Raw genomic sequence first — 18,111 nt, 5'->3', positions numbered from 1 at the left:
AAGCACCCCCAAAATTAACAACAGACTACAGAGTAAAGCGGTTTTATGCTTTCTCTAACGAACACAGTAACGGATGTTGGTTTTGTCTTGCAAATTGATTTACTTGTATCACCTTAGTTTCTGCAATCCCAAACGGGAAAATACCGCAAATACCTTTTCCTTGGTGATGGATCGTCAACATGATATCGGTCGCTTCCTGCTCGTTCTTGCGAAAGAAAACCTGCAAAACTTCAATCACAAAATCCATTGGGGTGTAATCATCATTATTGAGTACCACCTTATACATCGAAGGCGGCATTAACTCTGATTCGACACGTTCTTCAACGTGTTCAATATTTCCTATCTTTGCCATTTTTTAATACTAGCCTCTCGTGTTGGCCTCTTCCAATTGATCCGTTCAAATTAATCAGTTGTTACCCCTTTGTTAATTTTAGCTTGACTTCCGCTTTTACTCCTTACATTCTGTTGTGCAGACGGTGAACGAATACCCGTCTATACAGGTTTTACTATCTTACTGGTAAGTAGACAACAGAAGGAAGTGGAAGTATGGCAAGCGGAACTGTTAAATGGTTCAACAACGCCAAAGGATTCGGGTTTATTTGCCCTGATCAAGGTGGTGAGGACGTTTTTGCACACTATTCTACCATTGAAATGGAAGGCTATCGAACTCTAAAAGCAGGCCAACCCGTTCAATTTGAAGTAGAAGCCGGTCCAAAAGGGATGCACGCTTCAGCCATTTCACCAACAAAATAACGTTTGGTGAGGCCAATGATCTAAAAGGCAGGGACTTGTCCCTGCCTTTTTATTGCTGCGTGTTTTATCAATCCCCACCACTTAATGCTGCATCGCTTGTCAGCATTACGCATGAATTTAATTCAAGATCAATCGCCGCAGCTCACCCATTGCATCCCCACAAAAAAATTTATCACCAGTCTCGACAGTAAATTTAGGGCATAAAAAAGGATCTGCCATGCAGATCCCTTTTTAAAATCAGTCTAATGACTTACAACTTTACATCAACTTTGATGGCCCACACTGACGCGCACACCATCCAAAAGCTAACACTAACGAGATTAAGCAATCAACAGCTTGTTTAACGTCTCGCTTGGGCGCATGGCTTTTTCAGCCTTAGCCGCATCTAAACGGTAGTAACCGCCTAAATCGACTGGTGCACCTTGTGCCGTCGCTAATTCAGCCACAATCACTTGCTCATTTGCGGCCAACGCATGCGCTAACGGAATGAAGTGAGCTTGTAACTGCTCATCTCCCGTTTGCGCGGCTAAGGCTTGTGCCCAGTACATGGCTAAGTAGAAATGGCTGCCACGGTTGTCTAACTCACCGACTCTTCTTGATGGCGATTTGTTGCTATCTAAGAATTGGCCAATGGCTTGATCTAAGGTATCAGCTAACACTTGGGCTTTTGGATTACCGACAGTTTGGCTTAAATGCTCAAGAGACGCCGCCAGAGCCAAGAATTCACCGAGTGAATCCCAACGTAAGTGACCTTCTTTCTCAACCTGTTGCACGTGCTTAGGTGCACTACCGCCCGCACCTGTTTCAAATAGACCACCACCGTTCATTAACGGAACGATTGACAGCATTTTGGCACTGGTGCCTAGCTCAAGGATTGGGAACAAGTCAGTCAGGTAGTCACGTAGAACGTTGCCCGTAACTGAAATGGTATCTTTGCCTTCTTTGATGCGAGCCAAAGACAAACGCGTCGCGTCTTCTGGAGACATGATGCTGATATCTAAGCCATCAGTGTCATGCTCTGGCAGATACTGCTGCACTTTTGCAATAATTTGCGCATCGTGGGCACGTTTGCTATCTAACCAGAATACCGCAGGAGTATTGCTTAAACGGGCACGGCGCACGGCCAGTTTTACCCAATCACGGATAGGTGCGTCTTTAACTTGGCACATTCTCCAGATATCGCCCGCTTCCACATTGTGGCTCATCAATACCTTACCGCTGGCATCGACAACGTTCACCACACCATCAGCAGGCATTTCAAAGGTCTTATCGTGGCTGCCGTATTCTTCGGCTTTTTGCGCCATCAAGCCCACGTTTGGCACGCTGCCCATGGTTTTAGGATCAAAAGCGCCGTGCTCTTTACAGAAAGCAATCGTTTCTTGGTAGATACCGGCATAGCAACGATCTGGGATCATAGCTTTAGTGTCATGCAGTTGACCATCTGGTCCCCACATTTGGCCAGATGAACGAATCGCAGCAGGCATAGACGCATCGATAATGATGTCGCTTGGCACGTGTAAGTTGGTGATACCTTTGTCAGAATCAACCATAGCCAATGCGGGACGTGCAGCGTAAACGGCGGCGATATCGGCTTCAACTTCGGCGCGGCTATCGGCAGGTAATGTCGCGATCTTGGCATAAACATCACCAAAACCATTGTTAACATCTACGCCTAATTCAGCGAAAAGCGCCGCATGTCTGTCAAATACTGGCTTGAAGAATACCTTCACAGCGTGACCAAACATAATAGGATCAGACACTTTCATCATAGTGGCTTTCAGATGCAGCGATAACAGCACATCTTCTGCTTTGGCATTTTCGATTTCACGCTCATAGAAGCTCACTAAGGCTTTTTTACTCAATACCGCAGCATCGATAATTTCGCCAGCCAGCAGCTTAAGACCGGACTTGAGCACCACTTCTTGGCCATCTTTTTGCGTCAGCACGATATTCACGCTGCCCGCATCAGATAAAGTCACTGACTGCTCGCTGCCGTAAAAATCGCCGTCGGTCATGTGAGCAACGTGAGACTTAGAATCTGTAGCCCATTTACCCATTGAATGCGGGTTTTTCTTGGCGAAGTTTTTCACCGATAATGGGGCGCGGCGATCTGAGTTACCTTCACGTAATACTGGGTTTACCGCACTGCCTTTAATCTTGTCGTAACGTGTTTTAATTGACTTTTCAGCGTCGGTTTTTGGCTCATCCGGATAGTGAGGGATGTCATAACCTTTTTGCTGCAGTTCAAGGATACAGGCTTTTAATTGTGGAATCGAAGCACTGATATTCGGTAACTTGATGATGTTCGCTTCTGGCTGATTCGCTAACTCGCCAAGCTCAGTCAGATGATCGCCAATCTTTTGTGCTTCGGTCAGTTGCTCAGGGAAGCTGGCAATAATACGGCCCGATAACGAGATATCACGGGTTTCAACCGCAACGCCCGCGGCGTCGGTAAACGTTCTGATAATAGGTAAGAGTGAGAGGGTGGCCAGTGCTGGCGCTTCGTCTGTTTCAGTGTAAATAATTGTTGATGAGTTATCTTTCATGTTACATCCTACATTATTGTAAAATTTAATATTTTTTATAATAATTTTATAGCATGGCGAACAAATCTGAGCACAGTGAAAATATCAATCAAGGCAATCGAATCCGCCTTAACCTTTCAAATTATCAATGCCCTTCTGCCTTTGCGCGCAAGCTAAAATTTGTTACAACGACTCATTAAAACCTAATAAACATTTAGGCACAGATCACATTTTCTGGCCGACATCATAGAGCATTCGCAATAATATTCAAATTCCACTAACGGCGAATGCCAAGTACACTATGACCACATTAACGACTCAATCAAGTCAGGTAAGCGTGTCTCAACCTCCTGTTAGCAAAAGTATGAACAAAAACAAGTTTCCACCTAAACGTGCCAATTCCAGCGCCAGTTCCCCAGCCAAGAGCACGATTAAACCCGCTAAGCCCGCGAGCAGAGGCCCTGCCAACCGCGCTACCGCCGTAGATAACAAAGTGGCGCCAGCACGTAATGCCAATGGCAGTTTAAAGAAAGAACCCTTTAAAAATCCTAATCGACGCGCAATTGCAGCGGCAAAACCGGTGCAGAGCCAAACGCTCGCACCGATTATCGTGCTGTTTAATAAACCTTTTGATGTACTTTGCCAGTTTACCGATGAACAAGGTCGCAAAACTCTAAAAGACTATATTCCCATTGCTGACGTGTATGCCGCAGGCCGCTTAGACAGAGACAGTGAGGGCCTGTTGCTGCTGACCAATGACGGTCAATTACAGGCAAGACTGACAGAACCGAAAAAGAAAACCTTTAAGACCTATTGGGTGCAAGTAGAAGGCGTGCCGACGGAAGATGCACTGACGAAACTGCGCCAAGGTGTTGAATTAAATGATGGTATGACGCTGCCAGCTAAAGTCAAAATCATGGATTCACCCGATATTTGGCCACGTAATCCACCGGTGAGAGAACGCAAAAATATCCCAACAACTTGGTTAGAAATCCAAATTCATGAAGGCCGTAACCGCCAAGTCAGACGCATGACAGCGCATATCGGTTTTCCGACCTTAAGATTAATCCGTTATAAAATAGGCCAATGGAGTCTAGATAATTTGCCATCGGGCGAGCATAAATGTATCCGCCTAGGTGATGAAGTCTAACTTTCAGCCAAGTTTCTGCGCTCAACGCCACTAAAAATTGGCACCATGTCCACTCAAAGGAGGCACTATGAGTCAACGATATAAACCCAATGTGACCGTCGCTTGTATTATTCATGCGACTTCACAGGACAAATATCTGATGGTAGAAGAGTGGATTGATGGCGAGCAGCGCTTTAATCAGCCAGCGGGTCACTTAGAAGCGAATGAAAGCTTAATCCAAGCCTGTGAGCGTGAAGTGTTTGAGGAAACGGGGTTATCACTTAACCCCCAAGGACTCGTCGGCATCTATCAATTTAGCGCCAGTGAAGACTTAGCCTTTGTGCGCTTTACTTTCTTCGTGCAGTTAGATGATATGCCCTCACCTGCGCCGCAGGACAAGGCTATCCACAGTGCGCACTGGCTGAGTTTTGCACAGATAGAAGCCAAGTCATCTTTACTGCGCAGCCCCTTAGTGCTCGATTGCCTAAAAGACTATCTTAATAACGCACAACAGGGACAAACTTATCCCCTCTCCTTACTCAATAGTGACCGCCTCGCGATAGCCCAAGCGAGTTAGGCGTGATAGAATACCGCCCCGCATAAACTGCTTGTTAAACTTATGCATGTGTTAGTGCCTGTCGGCCTCTACGTGGCTAAATAGCAGACTGTACAGTAGACCGTAAATACGAGTTTTACTGACCGCTCGCACGACACCCAGATTTTTAAGTTAGCTTGGATTTAAAGCTAGCCCATATTTTTTAAGCTAGGTTAGGCACTTTTTGTTACGCGTTCAATGTCGCGGCTTAACTTCAACAACCTAGCCAACACACATACTCAATGGTTTTTAGGATCTATGACATCAATCGAACCCACTCATACAGGAAAAAAAGTCATTGTCGGCATGTCCGGCGGTGTAGATTCATCTGTTTCAGCCTATTTGCTTATGCAGCAAGGCTATCAGGTTGAAGGCCTTTTCATGAAGAACTGGGAAGAAGATGACAACAGCGAGTACTGCGCTGCCGCAGAAGATTTAAAAGATGCCCAAGCCGTGTGCGACAAGCTCGGGATCAAGCTACACACAGTCAACTTTGCAGCCGAATATTGGGACAATGTCTTTGAGTATTTCCTCGCTGAATACAAAGCCGGCCGCACGCCAAATCCCGATATCATGTGCAACAAAGAAATCAAATTTAAGGCATTTTTAGAATTTGCCGACGAAATCCTCGATGCCGATTACATCGCCATGGGCCACTATGTGCGCCGCCGCGATAATAGCGATGGCAGCACACAAATGCTCCGTGGCGTCGATGGCAATAAAGATCAAAGTTATTTCCTCTACACCCTTAGCCACGAGCAAGTTGCTCGAAGTCTGTTCCCTGTCGGTGAATTGGAAAAACATGAAGTACGTGAAATCGCAAAAGAAATGGGCCTAATCACCCATGATAAAAAAGACAGCACCGGCATCTGCTTTATCGGTGAGCGCAAGTTCACTGAATTCCTGGGCACTTATTTGCCCGCGCAGCCTGGCAATATCGAAACCCCAGAAGGCGAAGTCATAGGCACACACCAAGGGCTGATGTACCACACCTTAGGCCAGCGTAAAGGATTAGGCATTGGCGGCATGAAAAACAGCAATGACGATCCTTGGTATGTCGTCGATAAAGATCTTGAGCGTAACGTGTTGATCGTAGGGCAAGGCGGACACCATCCTCGTTTGATGTCGACCGGCATGACAGTTAACCAACTGCATTGGGTGGATAGAACCGGACCTATCGATGGCTGTCATATCGCAGTGAAAACCCGTTATCGCCAACAAGATGTGCCTTGTACTCTGACCTACACAGATGAACACACCTTACGCGTGGTCTTCGATGAACCTGTTGCGGCGGTGACGCCAGGACAGTCTGCGGTATTTTATGATGGTGAAGTCTGCTTAGGTGGCGGCATCATAGATCAATTGATCCGAGGGTAAAGCGTGAACGAGCAACTAGTTAATCGGACCATGGCGTTTGCGGGCATACTGCAAGCCATTGCCCAAGTTCAACATTTAGCCCGCCATGGCGAATTAGATAATGCCGAGCTCGCGGCGAGCTTAAACACCATTCTCGTCACCAATCCTGACAATACGGCCGATGTCTACCAAGACAAAATCGTATTGCAAAAAGGCTATAAGCTGATCTTGAATCAGCTCGGTGACAGCAGTCAAAAAGATGTTGAAATCACCCGCTATTTAGTCGGCGTGTTGGCGTTAGAGCGAAAATTAGTTCGCTCAAACAGCGGTTTAGGCATGTTGGCCGAGCGCATTAATCAAGTGAATCGCCAGCTACATCATTTTGCGATCACAGATGAACAAGTGATTGCCAATCTTGCCAGCATTTACAGTGACATCATCAGTAATTTAGGGCCAAAAATCCAAATCTCTGGTAATCCAGTGTGTTTACAACGCCCTATCATACAACAAAAAATTCGCGCTCTGCTGCTTGCGGCCATGCGCAGCGCTGTACTGTGGCGCCAACTAGGCGGTAAGCGTCGACACTTAGTCTTCGCCCGCAAAGCCATAGTCGATACAGCCAAGAAAAGTCTTACCCTATAATAAAATTAGCGTTCATCAAGGAGCTTCACATGGATCTTTCCGCACTAACTGCTATCTCTCCGGTAGACGGTCGTTATGGTAGTAAAACCGCTTCATTGAGAGGGATTTTCAGCGAGTTCGGTCTTACCAAGTACCGTGTTCAGGTTGAAATCAATTGGCTAAAACTGTTAGCAGACTGCCCAGACATTAGCGAAGTGCCAACATTGAGCGCGTCAGCTATCGCTGTGCTCGATGGCATTAAAGACAATTTCAACGAACAAGATGCGCTGCGTGTTAAGGCTATCGAAAGCACCACTAACCACGATGTGAAAGCGGTTGAATACTTTATCAAAGAAAAAATCGCGGGCAATGCCGAGTTAGCCGCTGTGGGTGAGTTTGTTCACTTTGCCTGTACCTCTGAAGATATCAACAACTTAAGCCACGGTTTAATGTTGACTGAAGCCCGTGAGCAAGTATTACTGCCCTACTGCAACGAGTTGCTGACTGCGATTAAAAAGCTGGCGATTGAATATCGCTCTGTGCCATTGATGTCACGCACCCATGGCCAACCGGCTTCACCATCTACGCTAGGCAAAGAGATGGCGAACGTAGCGATGCGTCTTGAGCGTCAAATCAAACAAATCGCCAATGTTGAAATCATGGGCAAACTGAACGGTGCCGTAGGTAACTACAATGCTCACCTGTCAGCCTACCCTGAAGTTAACTGGCATGAACTGTCTGAGCGTTTTGTGACTAGCCTTGGCCTGCACTGGAACGCCTACACGACGCAAATTGAACCACACGATTACATTGCCGAACTGTTTGATGCGGTTGCCCGTTTCAACACAGTGCTGATTGACTTTGACCGTGACATTTGGGGTTACATTGCCCTAGGTCACTTCAAACAACGCACTATCGCCGGTGAAATCGGTTCATCGACTATGCCACACAAAGTTAACCCAATCGATTTTGAAAACTCTGAAGGTAACTTAGGTATCGCTAATGCGCTGATGCAACATTTAGCGTCTAAGCTGCCGTTATCAAGATGGCAACGAGACTTAACTGACTCAACAGTACTGCGTAACTTAGGCGTGGGTATTGCACACGCGTTGATTGCGTATCAAGCGACCTTAAAAGGCATCAGCAAGTTAGAAGTTAACGAAGCGCATCTGCGTGATGAGTTAGATCACAACTGGGAAGTGTTAGCAGAACCCGTACAAACTGTGATGCGTCGTTATGGTATTGAAAAGCCATACGAAAAATTAAAAGAACTGACGCGCGGTAAACGTATCGACGCGCAGCAACTGTCAGTGTTTATTGACGGACTTGAATTACCAGACTCAGTGAAAGCTGAACTGAAGAAAATGACGCCAGCCAATTACATTGGTCGCGCCGAAACGTTTGTCGACGAACTGAAGTAAGCTTTTAACTGAACTTAGTTTTTAACTGAAATTAGTTATTAGCTGAAATTGGCGATGGACAATACTCTCTCATAAACAGAAATAAGGATTAAGGCGACTCACATCTGCGCGATGTGGTCGCCTTTTTTAACACTATGTATACACTCAATCTCGATATCGCCCAGTTTCTTAGTGAATACTGGCAAAAGAAACCCCTGCTGATCAAAAAAGCGTTTCCGCAGTTTGAAGATCCGATCAGCGCCGATGAACTAGCAGGCCTTGCCTGCGAAGAAGAAATCTCTTCGCGTATCGTCGTTACTAAAGACGAAAACTGGGAAGTGGTTCAAGGCCCGTTTGAAGATTACGACAGCTATGGCGAAACCCATTGGCAGTTACTAGTGCAAGCAGTCAATCATTGGTATCCCGATTCACAGCCATTAGTTGAAGCGCTACGCTTTTTACCTGACTGGCGTTTCGATGACTTGATGGCCTCATTTGCGACGCCAAGTGGCGGTGTGGGCCCGCACGTCGATAACTACGATGTGTTTATCATTCAAGGCGAAGGTGAGCGTCGCTGGACTGTGGGCGACAATACCCCGCAACAACGCCGTGGTGGCAATCCCAACTCGCCGCTGGTTGAAGACTTCACCCCAATTATCGATGTGGTGTTAGAAAAAGGCGACATGCTTTATATTCCACCCGGTTTTCCGCATTGCGGCGAAACCCTAACAGTGGCAATGAGTTACTCGATTGGTTTTCGTGCACCAAGCCAGCAAGAACTGATCAGTGAAGTTGCCGATTATTTGCTCGACAATAACTTAGGTCAGCAGCGTTTCACGTCGCAAACTGAACCGAGTTCAGCGGGTATTGTCAGCCAAGATCATCAAGTGGGTATAATGTCACTCTTGAGTCAGCTGAGCCAAGATCCCAATAGCTACCAAATCGTGTTGGGCAAGTTGCTTAGTCAAAACCGTTTCGAGCTTGACTTGTGTGAAGGCGAAGAAGCTTACAGCATTGAAGATTTGCAAGATGCCTTCGCCCAAGGTGCTGGCATCAGCCGTATCGGCGGTTTGAAAGTACTGCGCCTTGAAAATGACGCCACGCCGCGATTATTCATCAATGGTGATGTGCACGAATTGCTAAATACACCGATAGACGTTATCGCACAGTTGAGCGATAACGTGAGCTTAAGCGCCGATGAAGCGACTGAAATCTGTCAGCATGAAGAAGTTCAAGCCTTACTGTTGAAACTCATCAATCAAGGTTTCTTCTACTTAAGCGACAGCGAAGAATAAGATTTATCGACTTTGCTTGATGGCCTTGTTCTTAAAATAGGAAATCAACATAAAAGTTGTCCCGTCCTAAGATAGGTTGACAGTTTCTAGGCCAGCTCCAGTAGCTGGCCTTTTCTATTATGCACCTGATTGGGTGTTTCCATATCCAAACTCAGATGCGGTCTCATTTCGTTGTATATCGCTATTGATTCTCTAACAAGTCTCTTCAGCTCTTCCAGCGTTTTACACCGGTAGAGTAAAAACTCCTGCTTCAGGATCCCGTTTACTCGTTCTGCTAACGCATTTTGATAGCAATCATAACCGTCTGTCATTGACGGCTGAATATGATTGGCCTGCAGTTCATCTTGATAAACGGCTGAGCAGTATTGCGAACCTCGGTCTGAGTGATGGACCGCATTAGCGCTATAGCGCTTATCTTTGACCGCCATTTTCAGTGCTTTCACTACGCTTTCTGCTTTCATGTCCGTACTCAAGTGATGACCGACTATCTTACGTGACGCGGCATCGGTCACCAGTGACAAATAGTGCACGCCTTGGTCTGATTCGAGATAGGTAATATCGCTGACCAGTACATGCTCGGCATCGTGTAGTCCCTCTTCCTTCAGCAGGTTGGGATGCTTCTTCATCCAATGCTTGCTGAATGTCGTTTTTGTGAAGCTTCTCTTGGGCTTAACTAGCAAGCCTTCACTTCTCAAGTAGGTAAAGAACCCGTCTCGCCCGAGTTTGATATCATGTTCAACCAGCTTAGGCTGTATCAAAGTATAGAGCTTACGCGTCCCCAATCGTGGCATATAGTTACGCCAATATTGGACCCAGTCTTTGATAACCGATAGCTCAGCGCTTCGGTTCGCCATTCGGGCGACAGCCTGATAAATACCTTGCCGTGAAATACCGACGGCGCGACACGCAACGGCAAGGTTTATTTTGCTTTGGGTTTTGGCTTGCCAGAGATACCGGATAAGTACTTTTTTCTGAGGCCGGCTCCGTATTCATTGTCCATGATATCGACCATACCATTGAGAATTTGGTTACGCAGTTTCGCTTCGGCTAACTCACGCTCAAGGCGCTTGATAGTTTCGGCTGGGGTTTCTTTTGAATGAGGCATAAGGGGATGCTGAAAGGGTTTCGACCAATCGAGTTTACCATGCTTTCTCAGCCAGACGAGTACTGTTGTTTTACCCTGAATGCCAAAACGAGTCTGCGCTTGCTTGTAAGTCATTTCGCCTTTTTCAACACGTTCAACAACGCCTAATTTAAAAGCTAAGGTGTAATCGCGTTGAGTACGCTTACGGCTTGAGTTACTTGATGTTGTCATAAAGAAGTCCTCTTTATGTCAACGTATTTCAGGACGGGACAAGTCAGTATAAAAAAGGCACTCAATTGAGTGCCTTATTGTTATTTCAATTATCAGTATCAATCAACACAAGTGACTGTATTAACTTAATACAATCTCAATACAATCCTCAACTCATTTGAGCTTAGGCATTCCACAGCTTATCGTCATTGTGCATACGATATAAACTCTCAGCGCGCGATACCAGTAATTGCGCAAATTTGGCCTGAGTAGCATCACGGGTTGCACCTGAACGTACCAAGTTTTCCGCCTGCATTTGCCACATCATAGAGAAATGACGCACCGCATCACGGGCCGTTGCCGCCACTTTCACATCGACGAAATCCGAGGGTAAATCGCCCGACATCACCCAATAGGTTTTGTTGCTGGGACGCTTTGATTCCATTTTCCAAATCGCCATGTAAGGCGCAAGATAACGACTTTCATCGGCCAAGACTTTGCTTGGGATCACGCCTTTTTCAGCGAGGAAACGATTGGCTTTTTGAAATTGAGTTCTGACCCACTCTTGACGCAGCTTTTCCACTTCTTCAGCTGATAAATTCTGTTGAGTTTGGTCGACAGCTTGTTCAGTCATACTTCCGTCCTATCTTATTGTTATAACGCGAACCTAATTCTTGGGATCAGTGCGCGATTCATTCTATTCGTTACATTAAATTCAGTACAATCCATTTTCAACCGCAAAGCTTACGTTTACGTAAAGTGGAAAGCTAAATTGCCACAAATAATGTATTTATTCGGTCATTATGCATGGTTGAGAGTATCGCTAAATGCTATGGTTCTGCAATAAATATAACAAGCAGTCGATGGGGACTCACCTCGTCGGCTTTTTCATTGTGTATAGCGGAGAAATTCACGTGGCTGTATTTAATCATGTATCCTTTGACGAACATGAACAGGTCGTATTCTGTCATGATAAAGAAAGTGGCTTAAAGGCCATTGTCGCCATCCATAACACCAACCTTGGCCCTGCCGTGGGTGGTTGCCGGATGTGGAATTACCAATCGGATGATGAAGCCCTGACTGACGTATTACGCCTCTCTCGTGGCATGACTTACAAAAACGCCCTTGCCGGTTTAACCATGGGCGGCGGCAAATCAGTGATCATCGCCGATCCAAAAAGACAAGACCGCGAAGCCCTATTCCGCGCTTTTGGCCGCTTCATCAATAGCCTCGGCGGCCGCTATTATTCCGCTGAAGACGTGGGTACAACCACAGCAGATATCATGATTGCCCATGAAGAAACCCCTTATATGGCAGGTCTTGAAGGCAAGAGTGGCGATCCATCACCGTTCACCGCCCTTGGCACTTATTTAGGCATCAAGGCTGCGGTTAAACATAGACTCGGTTTAGACAGCCTAAAAGGCCTTAAAATCGCCGTTCAAGGCGTAGGTCACGTAGGCTATTACCTGTGCAAACACTTACATAACGAAGGCGCTGAACTGATTGTTACCGACATTCATCAAGCATCATTAGACAGAGTCGCTACCGACTTTGGTGCGATTGTTGTCGCGCCTCAAGAAATCTACGCGCAAGATGTGGATGTGTATGCTCCTTGCGCCCTTGGCGCAACTTTAAACGATGCGACCTTACCGCAACTGAAAGCCAAAATTGTTGCTGGCTGTGCCAACAACCAATTAGCTGAAGTACGCCACGGTGAACAGCTGAAAGAAATGGGCATACTGTACGCGCCAGACTATGTGATCAACGCAGGCGGCATTATCAACGTGTCGTTCGAAAAAGATTACGATGCGGCGAAATCGACCGCTAAAGTAGAAGAAATTTACAACACCCTGCTGAAAATCTTCAGCCAAGCTGATGCACAGAACCGTACAACCGGCGCTGTGGCTGATGAAATGGCGAAAGCCATTATCGAAGCCGCTAAAAAGTAATTTTTCTGCCCGCGTAACATCCCCAAAAGCGACCTCTGGTCGCTTTTTTGTTATCTAAAATTTAATCTAGCGCTAAGCTCATGGTTTAGCCGCGCTTTTAATTTCGACACAGAATATTCATTAAATCACGCTGGAAAACGTCATATTTGTCTGCTTGAATTAGCCTCTCAGGTCCCAGCACAGGATAGCGCTATGATCCGTTTCAAGTATGATCTCAACCAAGATGTAGTTGAACTGCAAGCCAGTAATTGGAGCGGTTTAGAGCGGGTCTTTGTCAACGGCCAGATGGTGTCGCACAAGCTGAATTTTAAGCCTCAGAGCGAACATACCATCCAACTTAAAGACGGCGCACCTTGCAAGTTTGAACTGCTTATCGATCCCCAAACCGATGAGTTGATGTGCCGAATTTATAAGCAGCACACACTCGTCGCCAGCCTAAAACAAGGCAAAGGAAATTTGTTAGCCAGCCGCCGTTATTTGCAACACTCAGTAATAGCCGTCAGCCTACTTTGCGTCTTTGCACTTTACTTGAATTGATTGAGCCAGTTTAATCCCGCGAAGTGACAGATGAATGATAGGATTAAACTGGAGAAAATGAATTTAGACAATCACATACAGATAGCAGTGAAAACGGCTAAACCGCAGTATCCCTCCATACCGAATGAATCCGTATCATTAAGCCAAGCGATTGATTTTATTTAATAGTAAGACGAACTGCTGCTGCTCCTCATCACTGAGGTTAGACAGGAATTTTTCGTTGACCCGCTCAGCTTCGCAAATCAGATCTTGCTCTAACGCTTTGGCTTCATCGGTCAAAAAGATTTGAAAGGCGCGCCGATTATCGGCTTCTTGATGGCGGGTAATAAGACCTTGTACCTGTAACTGATCGAGTAAACGCGTCATAGTGTAATTTGCCACATCGCAACGCTTAGACAATTCAGTTTGGCTGATGCCCTCCTCTTGCCACAAAGCAAACAGCACAGGCCACAGTTTTATATCGAGTTGATATCGCTTAAGATGCAGATCAAGCTCATTTTGCAGCTCGATATTTAAGTGGGAAACAAGATAGCCTAAGCTTTCATGACGATTCAAACAGCACCTCCTACAACAAAGGTTTTAACGCGTTTTCACTTACCCTGTGCGCCATTATAAGAAGCCAGAGTCAGTTTTAATACTACCACTTAACCCGCAATAAACTAGCTAACACCACAGCTAATTACGCGATTAACATACGAACTCACTGCTCATTTAGATCAGATAAATTGAATTCATTCACAAAATTATAGTAACAAGCACGGCCTAATTTTCCCCATAACCCACGCTCAAGCTGCAAATAAACACTGTCATCGGTGAGCTTCATCTGCTTTATATCCACATTGTGGTGCAGAGTGTCAATACTGGTGCTCACATTGAGCAGAGAATGAGGTTGCGCTCGCTCGAAATCGACAATCAGCAGCGGCGCATCTTCAACCTGCACTCGCACCTTTTCCACTGGGGTAATTAAGAAATACCCATCATCGATGCAATGCAAAATACTGGCGAACAACTTAGCAAACTTTGCTGGCAGCGATGTACCTAAATACGTCCAATCACCCAAGGCGTTAATGTCAAATAGTGGGATGTCACTGCAGAGCGGCGCTACCGTCGTTAATGCGCTATCGGCGGCGAATTGTTTGAGTGTGTGTTGAATACTGTCAGTCATCTTTTCCATCTAGGCCTCCGTCGTCCATAAAAAAACCAGCCTTGCGGCTGGCTTTAGTGTGACATTCAACACTGGGATATGCCAGTGAGGATAATAACAAGCTCACTGGCGAAGCTAAGCGATAAACACCACTATACCCAAGCTACCTGAAGATACGAGTTTCAGAGCGCCTAGGGTACTTCGATTCAAGGCGCATCAATGACAGAATGTCGACCACCTTTTGAACTGATGCAACGCGGAAGTGGAGTGCCCTAGACGCTCCGTCCCGGCGGGTTTTAATGCACGTTATGCTGTGTTGGCTATTTTTAACTTAGCCCACTAGGTCTGCAAATAGCCGTCTTGCCTAAAGTGCGTTAAATTCCCGCTGAATCCTGCATCTTCAGGTGGTTTGGGTATATATATTTGCTAACTCAAGCAAGGCCTCCAGTGGATGTTTTGGCTTGTAACCGGCAAAACGTTTCACTTGAGTACGGCAAGAATAGCCCGACACTAACACTTGCGGCTGTTCAATCTTAGCGAGAGTTTGCTGCCAAGACATCTCAAACAAGGCTTTAGAGCGCTCGTGGTTTTCCGCCTCGTGTCCGTAGGTTCCCGCCATACCACAACAACCTAAATTGACTGCGGTTAACTTAGCACCAAAATGGGCAAAGATTTTAGTCCACTCATTGGCGGTATTTGGCTTGGCCGTCGATTCAGTGCAATGACTAAACCACGTATATTGCTTATCTTGTGGCGCTTTCGCGGGTAGGTCCTTGATGACATTAAGTAGCCATTCGTTGGCTAACTTAACCTCAAAATGACCGCGATTAGCCCCTAAGACTTCACGGTATTCGTCGCGATAACACAAGACTAAGGCTGGATCGATGCCGACCATAGGCATGCCCAGTTTATGGACTTGGTTCAAAAAGTCCGCACTCGACTGCGCCGTTTTCGCGAACTTATCTAAAAATCCCTTGATATGCGTTGGCTTGCCATTGGGTTTATAGGGCAACAACACAGGTTTTAAACCAAGCTTTTCAATCAACTGGATAAAGCGCAGCACAAGACCTGAGTCATAGAAACTGTTAAAGGGATCTTGCACCACCAGCACAAACTGTGAGCGCGCCTCTTCTGGAATTGCCTGCAGTGCAGCTAAGTCGTAACCACGGCTTGCATGACCATCAAGTCGTTGCTTCAAGGTCGGCACAGATAACGCAGGCGCGTCAACATAACCAATCGCCTTTTTAATCACCCATTGGCTCAATGGATTTTGTGCGGCAAAGTTAGTAAGACGCGGTGCAGCGGCCATTAATGGCAAGCTATCTTCGATACCTGCAACAAGATAGTCTTTCGCCGGTCTTAAATAGCGTTGATAGTAGATATTAAAGAACTGCGCCCTAAACTTAGGCACATCCACTTTGACCGGACATTGCCCAGAGCAGGCTTTACAGGCCAAACAACCCTTGAGCGATTCCATCACTTCGTGGGAATAATCATAATCGCGCTGGGCGTTCAGGGTATTTTGAACGCGCTGCAGCAAGCCTAAGGGCTTTGCTTTGGCCAGTGCGTTAACATCAACGCCTTCAGCCTCAAGCAGCCTGAGCCATTCTCTCATGAGCCCTGCGCGTCCCTTGGGCGATTGCACCCTGTCACCCGTCACCTTAAACGACGGACACATGGGCGAATAGCTGCTGTAGTTAAAACACAGGCCGTTGCCGTTACAGTTCATCACATCGGGGAATGCATCACGTACTTCGATGGGGATTTGTCGGTCAAACTTACCGCGCTTAGCACTGTCGATATCGTAATAGAGGGCGCCAGTATGTTTAGGTGCCACCAGCTTACCAGGGTTAAGTCGGTTGTCGGGATCGAACAAGCCTTTGATATCTTGTAGAACGCCGTATAGTTCATCACCAAAGACAGATGGACCGTATTCACCACGCACGCCTTTACCGTGTTCGCCCCACATCAGGCCGCCGTATTTAAGCGTCAGTGCTGCGACTTGATCTGAAATGACTCGCAGTAGTTTTTCATCTTCAACATCGCACATATCGAGTGCGGGCCGTACATGCAACACGCCCGCATCCACATGACCGAACATACCGTATTGCAGATTATGACCATCGAGTACAGCGCGAAACTCCATAATATAATCGGCGAGTTTTTCGGGCGGTACCGCAGTATCTTCCGCAAAGGCGATAGGTTTGCGACGTCCTTTAGTGGCGCCGAGTAAACCAACGGCTTTTTTGCGCATGCCGTAGATTTTTTCGATGCTCGGCTTATCTTGCGTTACTTGGTAGCCCAATACGCCGCACTCGCCTTTGCTGATCTGCTCAGTCAAGACAGCTTCAAGACTCGCAAGCTTTTGCTCAACCTCTACTGTGTCGCCAGCAAATTCGACCATATTGAGGCCGTCAATAATCTTACCAGGCACTTCTTGAATAAGATCTGACACCGAGTGCCAGACTATATCTTCGCGGGCTAAATTAAGCACTTTTGAATCGACGGTTTCGACCACAGTCGCCCGCGCGGCGACTAAGGATGGCGCATGGCGCAATGCCGATTGGAACGAATCGTACTTAATGTTTACCATCGCGCGCTCGGTCGGCAGCGGGGTGAGATTGAGTTTAGCTTCGGTTATCACCGCAAGCGTGCCCTCTGAGCCTGTCAAAATCCGTGATAAATCGAATTGCGTCAGGTTGTCGTTCCACACATGTTTTAAGTCATAGCCCGTAAGGAAACGGTTGAGCTTAGGAAACTGGTTTTCAATCTGAGTCCGCTTTTCGCGGCATACCGCCGCCACAGCAGAAATCAGTTTCTGCCCCAGCGGATTATCACTGACGTTATCGAGGTTACACAGGAGTCCCGCGTCTAAGGGATGCGTATCCAACACGCTGCCATCAATCAACACACTGCGCAGCGCCAGCACGTGATCTGACGTCTTACCGTAAACCAGTGAGCCCGCACCCGAGGCATCGGTATTGATCATGCCGCCAATCGTGGCGCGGTTTGAGGTGGATAAATCGGGACTAAAAAAGAATCCATGGGGACGCAATGCATCGTTAAGTGCATCTTTAACGACGCCAGCTTCAACTCGTACCCAACCTTGCTCAGCATTCACTTCGAGCACGCGATTCATGTAACGCGACACATCCAAAATCAAACCATGGGTCAGGGATTGTCCGTTGGTACCGGTACCGCCACCCCGCGCACTGAAGGTCACGCTGCGAAATGCGTCCGCGGCAGCCAGTGTCAATGCAATTTGGATATCCTGCTGATTTTTAGGATATAACACAGCTTGAGGTAAGAATTGATATACAGAGTTGTCCGTTGCTTGCACTAAACGTGCGCTGTAACGTTTGTCTATATCACCGGAATACTCACTTTGCTCCAGTGCATCAAGGTATGCCAAATACACTGGCTCTAATGTTTGTTGATGTGATAGCAGGGGTAGCATAGATGGCTTCTGTCAATTATCGTTATGGCGCCATTATAAACAAAAAAAAGCCGCTA

At 46.6% G+C, this 18,111-nt stretch carries 16 protein-coding genes; 9 read left to right on the top strand and 7 right to left on the bottom strand.

Going from position 1 to position 18,111, the window contains the following annotated elements:
* Positions 1–43: 43 nt before the first annotated feature.
* Positions 44–352: an ATP-dependent Clp protease adapter ClpS gene (gene clpS, locus AC5YB3_RS21555; RefSeq protein WP_006081936.1), complete on the bottom strand. Its 309-nt coding sequence runs from the start codon at positions 350–352 to the stop codon at positions 44–46.
* A gap of 194 nt (positions 353–546) precedes the next feature.
* On the opposite strand from clpS, the gene cspD reads away from it, so the two are divergent.
* A complete protein-coding gene (gene cspD / locus AC5YB3_RS21550) occupies positions 547–753 on the top strand; it encodes a cold shock domain-containing protein CspD (RefSeq protein ID WP_006081937.1) in 207 nt (68 codons plus the stop codon).
* Between the two features lie 320 nt (positions 754–1,073).
* Here cspD and AC5YB3_RS21545 read toward each other — a convergent pair whose 3' ends face one another.
* Positions 1,074–3,299, bottom strand: a complete 2,226-nt coding sequence (locus tag AC5YB3_RS21545) for an NADP-dependent isocitrate dehydrogenase (RefSeq protein ID WP_494526139.1) — start codon at positions 3,297–3,299, stop codon at positions 1,074–1,076.
* A 343-nt stretch (positions 3,300–3,642) separates the two neighbouring features.
* Between AC5YB3_RS21545 and rluE the strand changes: the two genes are divergently transcribed.
* The 6 genes from rluE to AC5YB3_RS21515 all read left to right on the top strand — a co-directional run bounded on the left by rluE (position 3,643) and on the right by AC5YB3_RS21515 (position 9,674).
* Positions 3,643–4,428, top strand: coding sequence for a 23S rRNA pseudouridine(2457) synthase RluE (rluE, locus tag AC5YB3_RS21540; protein ID WP_300480209.1), 786 nt, complete (start codon positions 3,643–3,645; stop codon positions 4,426–4,428).
* Between the two features lie 67 nt (positions 4,429–4,495).
* Positions 4,496–4,984, top strand: a complete 489-nt coding sequence (locus AC5YB3_RS21535) for an NUDIX hydrolase (RefSeq protein WP_413488337.1) — start codon at positions 4,496–4,498, stop codon at positions 4,982–4,984.
* 276 nt (positions 4,985–5,260) lie between these two features.
* Positions 5,261–6,379, top strand: coding sequence for a tRNA 2-thiouridine(34) synthase MnmA (mnmA, locus tag AC5YB3_RS21530; RefSeq protein ID WP_494526138.1), 1,119 nt, complete (start codon positions 5,261–5,263; stop codon positions 6,377–6,379).
* 3 nt (positions 6,380–6,382) lie between these two features.
* Positions 6,383–7,000 carry a high frequency lysogenization protein HflD gene (hflD, locus tag AC5YB3_RS21525; RefSeq protein WP_006086256.1) on the top strand — a complete coding sequence of 206 codons (618 nt, stop codon included), beginning with the start codon at positions 6,383–6,385 and terminating at the stop codon, positions 6,998–7,000.
* 29 nt (positions 7,001–7,029) lie between these two features.
* The gene (gene purB / locus AC5YB3_RS21520) at positions 7,030–8,400 is read left to right on the top strand and encodes an adenylosuccinate lyase (RefSeq protein WP_071939365.1); all 1,371 of its coding nucleotides are present in this window, start codon (positions 7,030–7,032) and stop codon (positions 8,398–8,400) included.
* Between the two features lie 134 nt (positions 8,401–8,534).
* Positions 8,535–9,674 carry a ribosomal protein uL16 3-hydroxylase gene (locus AC5YB3_RS21515; protein WP_432342361.1) on the top strand — a complete coding sequence of 380 codons (1,140 nt, stop codon included), beginning with the start codon at positions 8,535–8,537 and terminating at the stop codon, positions 9,672–9,674.
* Positions 9,675–9,760: 86 nt separating this feature from the next.
* Here AC5YB3_RS21515 and AC5YB3_RS21510 read toward each other — a convergent pair.
* Together AC5YB3_RS21510 and AC5YB3_RS21505 are read right to left on the bottom strand one after the other, a co-directional pair.
* Positions 9,761–10,989, bottom strand: a protein-coding gene (locus AC5YB3_RS21510) for an IS3-like element ISSba4 family transposase (RefSeq protein ID WP_494525802.1) whose coding sequence is annotated in 2 segments (ribosomal slippage) — positions 9,761–10,638 and positions 10,638–10,989 — 1,230 coding nt in all. Because the reading frame shifts where the segments join, the coding sequence is not laid out codon by codon here.
* A gap of 163 nt (positions 10,990–11,152) precedes the next feature.
* Positions 11,153–11,602, bottom strand: coding sequence for a DUF4826 family protein (locus AC5YB3_RS21505; protein ID WP_006081945.1), 450 nt, complete (start codon positions 11,600–11,602; stop codon positions 11,153–11,155).
* 280 nt (positions 11,603–11,882) lie between these two features.
* Here AC5YB3_RS21505 and AC5YB3_RS21500 point away from each other — a divergent pair, with 280 nt between their 5' ends.
* Together AC5YB3_RS21500 and AC5YB3_RS21495 are read left to right on the top strand one after the other, a co-directional pair.
* A complete protein-coding gene (locus AC5YB3_RS21500; protein WP_041408595.1) occupies positions 11,883–12,917 on the top strand; it encodes a Glu/Leu/Phe/Val dehydrogenase dimerization domain-containing protein in 1,035 nt (344 codons plus the stop codon).
* Between the two features lie 192 nt (positions 12,918–13,109).
* Positions 13,110–13,454, top strand: a complete 345-nt coding sequence (locus AC5YB3_RS21495; protein ID WP_259590376.1) for a hypothetical protein — start codon at positions 13,110–13,112, stop codon at positions 13,452–13,454.
* Between the two features lie 138 nt (positions 13,455–13,592).
* Here AC5YB3_RS21495 and AC5YB3_RS21490 read toward each other — a convergent pair whose 3' ends face one another.
* From AC5YB3_RS21490 to ydiJ, 3 genes are all read right to left on the bottom strand, one after another.
* Complete coding sequence (locus tag AC5YB3_RS21490) at positions 13,593–14,009, bottom strand: MarR family winged helix-turn-helix transcriptional regulator (protein WP_006081948.1); 417 nt, start codon at positions 14,007–14,009, stop codon at positions 13,593–13,595.
* A gap of 145 nt (positions 14,010–14,154) precedes the next feature.
* A complete protein-coding gene (locus tag AC5YB3_RS21485) occupies positions 14,155–14,628 on the bottom strand; it encodes a DUF1285 domain-containing protein (RefSeq protein ID WP_494526137.1) in 474 nt (157 codons plus the stop codon).
* Between the two features lie 370 nt (positions 14,629–14,998).
* The gene (ydiJ, locus tag AC5YB3_RS21480; protein ID WP_494526136.1) at positions 14,999–18,055 is read right to left on the bottom strand and encodes a D-2-hydroxyglutarate dehydrogenase YdiJ; all 3,057 of its coding nucleotides are present in this window, start codon (positions 18,053–18,055) and stop codon (positions 14,999–15,001) included.
* Positions 18,056–18,111 lie beyond the last annotated feature (56 nt).

Source organism: Shewanella sp. 1311 (genome assembly GCF_059338235.1).
The sequence above is the reverse complement of the archived record's forward strand: the minus strand, read 5'-3'. Positions and strand labels throughout refer to the sequence as shown.

What these genes read in the sequence shown, in the direction of transcription:
- AC5YB3_RS21485 (WP_494526137.1), bottom strand. Translation starts at nt 14,628, where the DNA reads ATGGAAAAGATGACTGACAGTATTCAACACACACTCAAACAATTCGCC.
- AC5YB3_RS21515 (WP_432342361.1), top strand. Translation starts at nt 8,535, where the DNA reads ATGTATACACTCAATCTCGATATCGCCCAGTTTCTTAGTGAATACTGG.
- clpS (WP_006081936.1), bottom strand. Translation starts at nt 352, where the DNA reads ATGGCAAAGATAGGAAATATTGAACACGTTGAAGAACGTGTCGAATCA.
- cspD (WP_006081937.1), top strand. Translation starts at nt 547, where the DNA reads ATGGCAAGCGGAACTGTTAAATGGTTCAACAACGCCAAAGGATTCGGG.
- rluE (WP_300480209.1), top strand. Translation starts at nt 3,643, where the DNA reads ATGAACAAAAACAAGTTTCCACCTAAACGTGCCAATTCCAGCGCCAGT.
- ydiJ (WP_494526136.1), bottom strand. Translation starts at nt 18,055, where the DNA reads ATGCTACCCCTGCTATCACATCAACAAACATTAGAGCCAGTGTATTTG.
- AC5YB3_RS21505 (WP_006081945.1), bottom strand. Translation starts at nt 11,602, where the DNA reads ATGACTGAACAAGCTGTCGACCAAACTCAACAGAATTTATCAGCTGAA.
- purB (WP_071939365.1), top strand. Translation starts at nt 7,030, where the DNA reads ATGGATCTTTCCGCACTAACTGCTATCTCTCCGGTAGACGGTCGTTAT.
- AC5YB3_RS21535 (WP_413488337.1), top strand. Translation starts at nt 4,496, where the DNA reads ATGAGTCAACGATATAAACCCAATGTGACCGTCGCTTGTATTATTCAT.
- mnmA (WP_494526138.1), top strand. Translation starts at nt 5,261, where the DNA reads ATGACATCAATCGAACCCACTCATACAGGAAAAAAAGTCATTGTCGGC.
- AC5YB3_RS21545 (WP_494526139.1), bottom strand. Translation starts at nt 3,299, where the DNA reads ATGAAAGATAACTCATCAACAATTATTTACACTGAAACAGACGAAGCG.
- AC5YB3_RS21495 (WP_259590376.1), top strand. Translation starts at nt 13,110, where the DNA reads ATGATCCGTTTCAAGTATGATCTCAACCAAGATGTAGTTGAACTGCAA.